This is a genomic window from Sphingomonas sp., from assembly GCF_051962185.1.
In the GTDB taxonomy this organism is placed as follows: domain Bacteria; phylum Pseudomonadota; class Alphaproteobacteria; order Sphingomonadales; family Sphingomonadaceae; genus Sphingomonas.
Window position 1 is genome coordinate 1 of sequence record NZ_JBQCCN010000271.1, and the last position, 11550, is coordinate 11550.

The window sequence follows — 11550 nt, forward strand, 5'->3', positions numbered from 1 at the left end:
CCCTGTGACGGGGACGGAAGGTCGATCGTCCGCGCTGGGCGAAGGATCGGCTATTTCGTCCGCGGCGCGGGGCCTGCGGTGGTGCTGCTGCCGAGCCTGGGCCGCGAGGCGAGCGACTTCAACGAACTAACCGCGGCGCTGGCGGCCAGTCGTCGTACGATCGCGATCGACCCGCCGGGCGTCGGGCTGAGCGACCTGCCCGCCGGGCCGGTATCGCTGGCCGATCTCGCCGAGGACGTCGCCGCCGTGATCCGCGCCGAGCAGGCCGCGCCGGCGACGCTGATCGGCCATGCGTTCGGCAACCGGCTGGCTCGCGCCACCGCGGCGGGTCATCCCGACGCCGTCGCCCGGTTGGTACTGATCGCGGCGGGCGGCAAATATCCGATCCCCGGCCTCGCGTTCGAAGCTCTGCTCGCCTGCTTCAATCCCGACCAGCCGGCGGAAGAGCATTTCGCCTGCGTCGCTTATGGCTTCTTCTACCATAGCAATGACGTGCCCGATCATTGGCGGCGCGGCTGGCATCCGGCGACGGCGAGAACCCAGGGTGCCGCGGTCCGCGCCACGCCGGTCGACTCCTGGTGGGCCGGCGGCACTTGCCCGATGCTGGTGATCCAGGGCGAAACCGACCGCATCGCCCCGCGCGCCGATTCGGCCGATATCCTGGCGGCGGAGTTCCCCGATCGGGTCACCGTCGTGCCGGTGGCGAAAGCGGGCCATGCCTTGCTGCCGGAACGGCCGGAGGCGATCGCCAAGGCGATCGTCGGGTTCCTCTCGCCATCGCCGTAGCGCCTCTTCTCCCCGCCCGCTTGCGGGAGGGGCCGGGGGAGGGCGTGTCGTTTACCCGGGAAGAGCGGAACAAGCCCTCCCCTAACCCCTCCCGCAAGCGGGAGGGGAATTAGCTTCATTGTGACCGTGAACGCGATTTCGGATGGCGTCCGACCCCGCTATGGAAAGCGGGACGGGAACAGGGGGGAAGGCATGGGGAAGCCGTTCAACATCGTCCAGGCGGCGATCCTGAAGGCGCTGGCCGAGGCGCTGTTCCACGATATCGACATGGCGATCCCGTCGAGCCAGGTGGTCGCCAATCTGCAGCGCCAATTCGCGCTGGTGAAGGGCAACAAGGCGACCGAGATCGGGCTCAGCCTCTATCTGCTGTGCCTGGTCATGGGCGGCCCCCTGTTCCTGATCCTCAGCCCGGCGTGGCGCGCACGCCAGGTGGCGCGACGGCTCGAACGCACGCGCAACGACCTGATGCAGGACCTCGCTCGGGTCAGGAGCGTCGTCTACGCCGGCTATTACGGCCATTGGCAGGGCGAGACCCAGGACGACAATCGCGACAATCCGGTGTTCGCGCAGATCGGTTTCACCTTGCCCGCGCATCGCGACCGCTCGGCGCCGGGCGAAGTACCGATCACCGATTATCCCGGTCGCGACCTGACGGATGCCGACATGTTGAGCGAGGCGCCCGACGAGGCCGGCGTGATCGTGATTGGATCGGGTGCCGGCGGTGCGGTCGCCGCCGCGACGCTCGCCGCGCAGGGGCATGACGTGCTGGTGGTCGAGGCGGGGCCTTTCTACCCCTCGTCACGGATCAATCATCGCGAATGGGAGATGACCGCGCGGCTGTTCGTCGACGGTGGCGTCCAGACCAGCCGCGACCACGATATCGTCGTGTTCCAGGGCCGCGTCGTCGGCGGATCGACCGTGATCAACAATGGCATCTGCCTGCGCGTCAACCAGCCCGGACTGACCCATCCGCAAGCGCCGGACGTGTTCGCCAAATGGGCCGAGCTCGGGGCACCGGTCGACGCAGGGCGGTTCGACGCCGCCTATCGTGCGGTCGAGCAACGCTTGTCGGTCGGCCCGATCGATACCCGTGCGGCGCGCAACAACGGTCCGCATCTGCAGCGCGGCTGGGCGGCGCATGCCGCCGCCACCCGGCTGCCGCTCGACCAGGCCGCGCCCGCGCCGTGGTTCAGCAAGAATTACGGCCCGGATTCGGCCGGCGCGGCGTGTGCCTATTGCGGCTATTGCAACACCGGCTGCCCTTATGGGCGTAAGCAGGGCATGGCGCAGTCCTTCCTGCTCGACGCGCGCAAGAGCGGCGCGCGCATCCTGCCCGATACGACGGTCAAGGCGATCCGCTGGGAGACGCCGCTCGACTGGGACAAGCGCCGCGCGACCGGAGTCGAGGTAGTGCTCGCCGACGGCCGCAAGCATTTCATCCGCGCACGAGAGGGTGTGGTAGTCGCCGCCGGCACGATGGCGTCGAGCCGCATCCTGGCGGCGAGCGGGATCGACGGCACCGGCACCGGCGTCTCGCTCAACATCGCCTGCCCCGTCGTCGCGTTGATGCCCGGCGAGCAGTCGATGCGCAGTTGGGACGAGGACCAGATGGCGACCTATGTCGACCGCGGCGACTTCCTGCTCGAATCGCATTTCCAGCCGCCGATGAGCATGTCGACGCTGATGCCCGGCTGGTTCGGCGACCATGCCAAAAGAATGCGCAATTACGGGCGGCTGGCGTCGGCCGGAATCCTGTTCCCGGCCGACCGCTGCGGGCAATTGATCGATTCGGGGCTCAGCTTCAAATTGCGCGACGATGTCGAGCTGCCGCTGCTCAAGCGCGCGCTGGCGACCCTGACCAAGGTCCATTTCGCGGCGGGCGCGGAAGAAGTCTATCCGGCGCTGGCGCGCGGCCAGACGCTCAAGCCCGGTGACGATGTCGACGCCTTTTTCGAGCGCGCGATCAGCGAGGCCGACGACGTCACCTTGTCGAGCTCGCACCCGCAGGGCGGCAACGCGCGGGGCAAGGATCGCGAGCATGGCGTGGTCGATCTCGATTGCCGGGTGCACGGCACCGCCAATGTGCTGGTCACCGATGCCAGCACCTTCGCCAGCTGCATCCGCGTCAACGCCCAGCTCACGACCATGGCCATGGCACACTACGCCACCGCGATCGCGCCGTTCTAAGGCGAGCACGCCTGATCTCCTCCCTGCAAGGGAGGGGACGTCGAGCCCGAAATTCAGGCTGCCCCGAGCTGCGCCACGAAGCGCTCGGTCGCGCCGTTGAGATCGCGCGCCGTCGCGGCGAGCCCAGCCGCTGCATGAGCGACACGCCCCGACAGTTTCTCGGTATTCTCCGCGACCTGCGCGATGCTCGCGATCTGTCCCGCGATCAGGGTCGCGCCGAGCGCGGTCTCGCGCGCGGTCTCCTCGATCGCCGAGGTCGTCCCGCGCTGGTCGTCGACCGACTGGCGGATCGCCTGCGCCGCCTCTGCGAGATCGGCGACCATCCGCGAAATCTCCTCGAGCGCGCCGGTCGCGATGCCGGCATCGCCTTCGACCGCACCGGCCAGCAAGCGGATCTCGCCGGTCGCCCCTGCCGCCTGGCCGGCCAGCGACTTCACCTCATTGGCGACGACGCCGAAGCCGCGCCCGACCTCGCCCGCCCGCGCGGCCTCGATCGTGGCGTTGAGCGCGAGCAGGTTGGTGCGCGCGGCGATGTCGTGGATCGATTCGGCGAACCCGCCGATCGACTGGATCTGGTCGGTCAGCGTGCGGACCGCGTGATGCCCCGAGCCCGACGAGCGACGCGCGTCGCCCGACAGCTGGGCCTGCCGCTCGACCGCGTCGGCGATCACCGCGACCGATGCGGTCAGCTCGGCAATGCGGGTCGCGAGCTGGGCCGCCCCTTCCGACGATTGCGTCGCGACCGCCACGGTCTCGGTTGTCTCGCGGCTGGCGCGCCCGGCTTCGCTGTTGAGCGAGCGGGCGAGCTGTTCGAGTTCCACCGAGGCGGTGCCGACATTGGCCGCGACTTCCGCTACCGATGCGCGGAAGCTTTCGGCGACGCTCAGCATGTCGCGACGGCGCTGTGCGGCGGCCGAGCCTTCGCTCTCCTCGCGCGCGGCGCGTTCGGTGGCGGCGACATGCTCGGCGGCGCGCGCGGTTTCCATCGCGCGTTCGATTTCATGCTTGCGGTCATTGGCTTCACTCGCCGCGCGTTCGCTGTCGTCGCGTGCCGCGTCCTGCTCGATCATCAGCAGGCGCATGCGCTCCGAGACATAGGCCAGCACCGCGAATTCCATGACCACGGCAACCGCATGGATCGCGACACGCGCCACCGCGCTGGTATCGAAGAACCCCCAATCGGGCGCGAACACGTCGACCGCGACATGGTGGAGGGCGATCAGCATCGAGCCGAGCGCGATCGGCCGCCAGTCGTAAAGCAGGATCAAGGCCGCGAGCGCGACCATGAAATAGAGATGGACGTCCATCTGGATCGGGTTGCCCTGCCACAGATAGATCGCGATCGACGGATGGATCGCGGCCAGCGTCCCGACCAGCAGCCGGGCGACGGCGTCGGACCGGCCGCGCAGCGCGACCAGGGTCGGGCCGATATTGGCGAGCACCGACACGGCGATGGCGATGCCGGTATTGGGATTGCCGAGCAGTACGCCCATCAGCAGTTGCGCCGCCGTGCAGGCCCAGGCGGCAACCACCAGGATGCGCAGCCCGGCGGCGCGCAACTTGTGCAATCCAGCCTTGCCCGAGGTCACCGCGCCCCTCCCTTGGGATCGCCGCAATCGACGAACACCGCGGTCATCGGAATGACGCCGCGCCAGAGCATGCCCGGTACGATCCGGCTACGCGTGCCGTCGACCACGATCGATCCGGGCGCCGGGCCCGGCGCGACCAGGTGCGCGCCGCGATCGATCGCGTCGGCGGCGAGGTGCGCGCCGCTGCCCGGCAGGATCGGCACCAGCAGCATGCGTCCCTGCGCCGGCGGCGCGAGCGCGAACACCAGCACGGCGCAGAACACGGCGCCCAGCTGGATCGGCAAAAACATCCGGATTGGATCGATTTTCACGCCGATTGCCGTAGCGTCAAATGGTTAGCAAGCGGCTAACCACGCGCGTCAGGCGGAGATCGCGTCGTCCAGCAGCCTCAGATCTCGCCCGCGCGTCTCGCGCCCGAACCAGGCGCACAATGCCAGCGCCAACACGGTCGGCACCATGATCAATGCCGCCGTCACGCCCATCGCCGGCACCAATGCGGTGATGCTGAGCGCCTGCGCCGCCACCCCGCCGCCCTTGGTGCAGGCGGCGACCCAACCGGTCGCGCGGCCGCGGACGCGCAACGGGAAGCTTTCGGCCGCATAGGGCAACAGGATGGCGATGATCCCGTTCGACCCGACGATCAGCAACGCGACCGGCAACACCGGACTGCCGGCTCCCGCCAGCTCGAGCCGCAGCACGCCGGCCAGCCCGAGAAAGGTGATAGCGATCATCGTCACCAGCGACCATTTGGTGCTCCAGCGACTGTAGAGCAGTGCCGCGACGAACACGGTGGGAAAGGCGATCAGCGCTGATTCGGCAAGCAGCTTGCTCGACACCGCCATCGAATAGCCTTTGGCGACGAGGTCGGCAGGTAACCACAGCAACAGGCCGAAATTGATCAGCCCCCAGGCGACCGCGGCGATCGACAGGGCGGCGAGCTTACCGACCAGCTTGGCACCGGTCAGCGCGTGGCTGACCGTGCCGGCCGGCAACGGCGGCAAGGGCGCCAGCCGCCTGGCGGTCGATCCAAACCGCGCCATGACGATCCGCGCCTCGGCATCGCGGCCGCGCGCCAGCAGGAACTTGGCCGAGTCCGGGATGAAGCCGCCGAGCAGCACCAGCAGCAACCCGCTCGGCAGATTGAGCAACCACAAGATGCGCCATCCGAAGGTCGGCTGAAGCAGCGCCGAGAATCCGCTCGCGGCGAAATAGCCGCCGACCGCACCCAGGCCGCCGACCAGTACGAGGCTCCAGCCACGATGCTTGCTCGGCATCATCTCGGCCAGCAGGGCATAAGTCACCGGCAACATCCCGCCGGCGGCCGCGCCCATCATGAAGCACATGCCGATATTCCACGCGAGACTGGGCATCGCGCCGCAGATCGAGGTGCCGACGAACATGACCGCCGACAGCAGGATCGATGCCTTGCGCCCATAGATATCGGCGATCACTCCCCACAGCACCGATCCGGCGACGGTGCCGACCAGGGCGAAGAACGGCACCAGGCTGACGGTCGCTTTGGGCACGCCATATTCGCCCACCATGCCGGGTACGGTGAAACCGAGCGCCGCCGGCTTCATCACGTCGATGATCAGCGCGATCACCAGCACCAGCATCAGCCCCCAATGCGCCGCGCCGAGCGGCGCGTCCTCGGGAGCCGAGATCTCGATCGACCCGCTTGCGGCGCGATGGTCGGCAACGCCTCGCGGCAGCAGCCCGTAAGCGGCCACGCCGACGCCGGCGACGATCAGGAACATGCCGACCATCATGTCCCAGCCCATCGGCATTCCGGCCAGCCGGTAATGCGTCATCCGGCCCATCAGGAACATCGGCAGGTGCATCAGCACGCCGATCGTCACCGCGACGCAGCCGAGTGCGAATGCCCAGAGCGCCTGGCGATCGTTGAGCGTGGTGCTGAGCCCCCGGGTCATCGGCGGTTTCAGCCGTCGCCGACGCGTTCGATGTCGGCGCCGACCGCCTGAAGCTTTTCCTCGAGCCGCTCATAGCCGCGGTCGAGGTGATAGACGCGGCTGACCTGAGTCTCGCCGCGCGCGACCAGCCCGGCGATGATCAGGCTCATCGAGGCGCGCAGGTCGGTCGCCATCACCGGCGCGCCGACCATGTGGTCGACGCCGCGCACCACCGCGGTCCGCCCGCGCACCTGGATGTCGGCGCCCATCCGTGCCAGTTCGGGCACGTGCATGTAGCGATTCTCGAAGATCGTCTCGGTCAGCACGCTGGCGCCGTCGGCCTTGCACAGCATCGCCATGAATTGCGCCTGCATGTCGGTGGCGAAGCCGGGGAACGGCGCCGTCGACAAGGTCAGCGGCTTCAATTTGCCGTCCGACGACACGAACAGCGAACTGCCCTTCTCCTCGACCTTGACCCCGGCATCGATCAGCGCGGCGATGGTCGCCCGCATGTCGTCGGCCTTGACCCCGACCAGTTCGACGTCGCCGCCGGTGATCGCCGCGGCGCAGGCATAGCTGCCCGCCTCGATCCGGTCGGGCATGACGCGATAGGTGGCGCCGTGCAGCCGCTCGACGCCCTCGATCTCCAGCCGCTCGCTGCCGACGCCCGAGATCGACGCCCCCATCGCCAGCAGCAGATTGCAGAGATCAACGATCTCGGGCTCGCGCGCGGCATTTTCGATCACTGTGCCGCCCTTGGCCAGCACCGCTGCCATCAGCGCATTCTCGGTCGCGCCCACCGAAACGATCGGGAACGCGACCCTCCCACCCGGCAGCCGCCCGCCCGGCGCGGTCGCCTTCACGTAACCGGCGGCGAGCTCGATTTCGGCGCCCATCGCCTCGAGCGCCTTCAGATGCAGGTCGATCGGCCGGTTGCCGATCGAGCAGCCGCCGGGCAGCGACACCGTCGCCTCGCCCGCCCGAGCCACCAGCGGCCCCAGCACCAGGATCGACGCGCGCATCTTGCGCACGATGTCGTACGGCGCCTCGGTCGAGGTCAGGCGGCCGGCGCGCATCGTCATGACTCGCCCGAAATCGCTCGGCCGCGCGCCTTCGATCTCGGTCGACACGCCGAGCTGGTTGAGCAGATGGCCGAAACTGTCGACATCGGCGAGCCGCGGCAGGTTGCGCAGCGTCACCGGCTCCTCGGTCAGCAGCGCGCAGGGCATGAGTGTCAGCGCCGAATTCTTGGCGCCGGAGATCGGCAGCTTGCCGGCGAGGCGGTTGCCGCCGCGAATGAGGATACGGTCCATCAAGCGCTTCTATCGCCCGCCGCGCGCCAAGCAAGCGCGACGCGACGGCAACGGTATTTGACTGACTTTATCGCCATTGATCGACTTTAATGCACGGCCGCCCGCGCGCTGCTCTGTACGTCCCCAAGTTCCGGGGGAGTATTCTTCGACGTGTCAGGCAGTTGTTTCGCCGAGCGATTGGGCGATCTGGTTACGCTTACCCCGGCTGAACACGCGGCACTCGAGCGGCTCGAGGAGCGCGAGCGGCCGATCAGGCGCGGCGCCACGATCCAGCGCGAGAACGACCGAACCGGCGACATGTTCGTGGTGCGCAAGGGCATGCTGATGTCCTCGACATTGCTCGATGACGGCAGTCGCCAGATCCTGCGCTTCCTGTTTCCCGGCGATGTGATCGCGCTGTCGAGCCTGGTCTATCGCGAGGCGCCCGAGACGCTGACGGCGCTGAGCGATGCCGTGGTGGCGCCGTTCGAGCGATCGGCGCTGAGCGAGATTCTCGCCGCGCATCCGCGACTCACGGCCTTGTTGCTGGTCTATAGCCAGATCGAGCGCGCGGCACTCACCGACCGGCTGGCCGCGCTCGGCCGCACCTCGGCCAAGGCGCGCGTCGCGGCGGTGCTGATCGACATGCGCAATCGCCAGCGCACCGGCGACAAGACGATCACCGACACCTTCACGCTCGGCCTGACCCAGGAAGAGATCGGCGACGCCACCGGGCTGACCGCGGTCCATGTCAACCGCATGCTGCGCCAGATCGAGGAAGAAGGGCTGATCGCGCGCCGGAACGGACACGTGACCTTCACCAACGAACGCGGGCTGCTGCGCGCCGCCAATTATGTCGACCGCTACGAAGGCCTCGACCTGAGCTGGCTGCCGGCCGCGCGTTAGAGCCCGGAGGGGGGCGTCGGGAGGGATTCGCGAGCGTCCCTCCCGACGTTAATGCTCGCGAGGGCGCACTTACAACTGCCTCCAGTTCTCCCCGTCACCCCGGTCTTGTGCCGGGGTCCGCCGGGCGGCATGCCTCGTTGTGGCAGTGGCGGGAAACCCGTGTTGCCAGCCTCGTCCTCCCGTCGCCGACGGTATGACTTGCGGCTCGGCAGACCCCGGCACAAGGCCGGGGTGACGACTTAGGGCGGGCGGCTATCAGGTTCCCTACTTCAACGACACGCTGTCCAGATCGACCTTGTCCGCCGGGATGACCTCGACATTCGGATATTTCTTCCTGAGGTCGTCGAGGAACAATTTGGCATCGCCGACCACGACGATGCTGGCGTTGGTCGGATCGAGCAACCGCTGCGCGACGCGCTGGACCGCCGCGGCATCGACGCCTTCGATCTTGGGCGTGAACGCCTTCAGCTCGGACAGGGGCACGTTCTCGACCACGTAATCGCCGAGCACGCCGGCGATCCCCTCTGTCGTCTCGGTATCGCGACCGAAATCGCCGATCAGCACCGCCTTGCGCGAGGCGAGTTCGCTATCGGGCACGGGCGCCGTGCCCATCCCCTTCATCGTATCGAGGATCAACCCGACCCCTTCGGGGGCGGACGGGTTCTTGGTCTGGGTGTTGGCAGCGACATAGCCCGGCAGGCGCCGCGCCGCGATGCCGCTGCCCGCGCCATAGGCGAGGCCGCGCTTGATGCGGATTTCCTGGTTGAGCCGCGACGAGAAGCCGACCCCGAGCGTCGCGTTGGCCACGCTGGCCGCGTAGAAATCGGGATCGCTGCGCGCGATCCCCGGCCGCGCCACGACGACGCCGGCCTGCCCGGCATTGGGCATGTCGACGACGATGATCCTCGGCGCGGCATTGGCGATGGCTGTCGCGGGCACCATCGATGATGCGGCCTTTGCCATCCAGCTACCGAAATTCGCCTCGGCGAGCGCTTTCGCCTTGGCCGGCGTGATGTCGCCGACCATCACCAGTGTAGCCCGGCCCGGCGCCCAGGTCCGCGCGTAGGCCGCCTGCACGTCGCCGCGCGTGATCGCCTTGAGCGACACCGGCGTGCCGGTGATCGGATGGCCATAGGGGCCGCCGCCCATCACCGTGCGCGCCGCGACCAGCGAGGCGAGCCTGCCCGGGTTCTTGAGCTGGACCTGCACCCCGTCGATCGTCTGCGCACGGTCGCGCTCGATCTCTTCGGCCGAGAAGACCGGGTTGCGCGCGACATCGGCGAGCACCGCCATCGCCGGTGCGATCTGGTCCGACTTGACCTCCAGCGTCACCGCCGCGGCGTCCCAGCCCACGGCCGAGCTGATCGAGCCGCCCAGTTTCTCGACCTCGTTGGCGATCTGCGTCGCCGAGCGCGTCTTCGTCCCCTTGGTCATCAGGTCGGCGGTCAGGCTGTTGAGCCCGGCCCGGTCGGCGGGATCGGCGGCGCCGCCGCCATTGGCCAGGACCTGCGCAGTGACCAGCGGCAGATCGTGTTTCTCGACCACGATCAGCTTCATGCCGTTGGCGAGGCTCATCGTCACCGGTGCGGGCAGCGCGGCGACCACCGGCTTGCCCGGCGCGGGGATCGGCACGCGATCGGCATCGCTCGCCGGCTTGACCACCTCGACATTGGCCGGGGTCTTGAGCGCTGCCACCTCGACCGTGTCGGCGACCGCGATCTTGTCACCCTTGGGTCCGTCCTTGGGCGCCATCTCGGCGGGCATATAGTCGATCATCGCCGACTGATTGTCGTTGAGATATTTGCGCGCCACGCGCTGGATGTCGGCGGCGGTCACCCGGCCGATCGCGGCGAGCTGCTTGTCGGCGGCGGCCGGATCGCCGTCGATGATCACCGAGCGCGCGATCGTCGACGCCTTGCCGTCGGCGGTCTCGCGGCTCTCGATCGTTGCGGTGATCAGCTGGTTCTTGGCGCGGGCCAGCTCGGCCGGCGTCACCAGCGTGTCGCGCGCACGCGCGACCTCTGCCCTGAGCGCTTTCTCGCCGTCGGCGACGTTCTTGCCGTCGGCCATGGTCGCGGTGACGACGAACGCGCCGGTGCCCTGCTTGGTGTCGAGGAAGGTGTTGGCCGATTGCGCGATCTGGTCGCGATAGACCAGGTCCTGGTACAGCCGCGAACTGTCGCCGCGCGACAGGATGGCGTCGAGCAGGGTCAGCGCCGGGATGTCGGCATTGTTGTCCGACGGTACCTGATAGCTGATCAGCACCGCGGGAAGCGGCGTGTTGGGTTCGTAGACCGTATAGCGGGTCGCGACGTTGCGCGGCGGCTCGACGACGGTCACGCGCGGGATCGGCTGGCTCGGCCGCTCGATCCCCGCGAAATATTGGTCGACCCAGCGGTCGAGCTGGGCGGAGTCGAAATTGCCCGCGACCACCAGCACCGCATTGTCGGGCCGGTAATAGGTCGCATGAAAAGCGCGGACGTCGTCGATCGTCGCCGCCTCGAGATTCTCCAGGCTGCCGATGCCGGGCCGCGCGTAGGGATGCACGCGATAGCTGATCTCGGGATAATAGATCGAATAGAGCTTGCCGTAGGGAGAGGCGAGCGTGCGCATGCGCAGCTCCTCCTTCACCACGTCGCGTTCGGAGGCGTAGCTGACCGGCTCGACCACCAGGCTCGCCATGCGGTCGGCCTCGGCGAACAACAGGCGCTGGAGATGGTTGGCCGGGACCACCTCGTAATAATTGGTGTAATCGTCGTTGGTCGAGGCGTTGTTATAGCCGCCGACATCCTCGGTCAGGCGATCGAAATTCTCCGACTTCAAATTCTTCGTCGCCTTGAACATCAGATGCTCGAACATGTGCGCGAAGCCGGACTTGCC

Annotated in this window: 8 protein-coding genes; 3 read left to right on the forward strand and 5 right to left on the reverse strand. The window is 68.1% G+C overall.

The window, feature by feature from the left end:
* Together ACTHJR_RS17055 and ACTHJR_RS17060 are read left to right on the forward strand one after the other, a co-directional pair.
* On the forward strand, nt 1-786 hold a 786-nt coding region (locus tag ACTHJR_RS17055; protein ID WP_440524483.1), incomplete at its 5' end, for an alpha/beta fold hydrolase.
* 192 nt (nt 787-978) lie between these two features.
* Entirely contained in the window at nt 979-2973 is a 1995-nt protein-coding gene (locus ACTHJR_RS17060) for a GMC family oxidoreductase N-terminal domain-containing protein (RefSeq protein ID WP_440524484.1), read from the forward strand.
* Between the two features lie 53 nt (nt 2974-3026).
* On the opposite strand, the gene ACTHJR_RS17065 is transcribed toward ACTHJR_RS17060, so the two are convergent.
* The 4 genes from ACTHJR_RS17065 to murA are packed head-to-tail and all read right to left on the reverse strand — an operon-like array spanning nt 3027 to nt 7785.
* Entirely contained in the window at nt 3027-4562 is a 1536-nt protein-coding gene (locus ACTHJR_RS17065; protein ID WP_440524486.1) for a methyl-accepting chemotaxis protein, read from the reverse strand.
* On the reverse strand, nt 4559-4873 hold the full coding sequence (locus ACTHJR_RS17070; RefSeq protein WP_440524487.1) for a hypothetical protein: 315 nt from the start codon (nt 4871-4873) through the stop codon (nt 4559-4561). Before ACTHJR_RS17070 ends, ACTHJR_RS17065 begins: the two co-directional genes overlap by 4 nt.
* A gap of 48 nt (nt 4874-4921) precedes the next feature.
* Nucleotides 4922-6493, reverse strand: a complete 1572-nt coding sequence (locus tag ACTHJR_RS17075) for an MFS transporter (RefSeq protein WP_440524488.1) — start codon at nt 6491-6493, stop codon at nt 4922-4924.
* Between the two features lie 8 nt (nt 6494-6501).
* Nucleotides 6502-7785: a UDP-N-acetylglucosamine 1-carboxyvinyltransferase gene (murA, locus tag ACTHJR_RS17080; RefSeq protein ID WP_440524489.1), complete on the reverse strand. Its 1284-nt coding sequence runs from the start codon at nt 7783-7785 to the stop codon at nt 6502-6504.
* 186 nt (nt 7786-7971) lie between these two features.
* Here murA and ACTHJR_RS17085 point away from each other — a divergent pair, with 186 nt between their 5' ends.
* Nucleotides 7972-8670 (forward strand): Crp/Fnr family transcriptional regulator, encoded by a 699-nt coding sequence (locus ACTHJR_RS17085; RefSeq protein ID WP_440524492.1) that lies wholly within the window; start codon nt 7972-7974, stop codon nt 8668-8670.
* A 264-nt stretch (nt 8671-8934) separates the two neighbouring features.
* Here ACTHJR_RS17085 and ACTHJR_RS17090 read toward each other — a convergent pair.
* Nucleotides 8935-11550, reverse strand: a 2616-nt coding sequence (locus tag ACTHJR_RS17090; RefSeq protein WP_440524491.1) for a M16 family metallopeptidase, incomplete at its 5' end; no start/stop codon positions are given.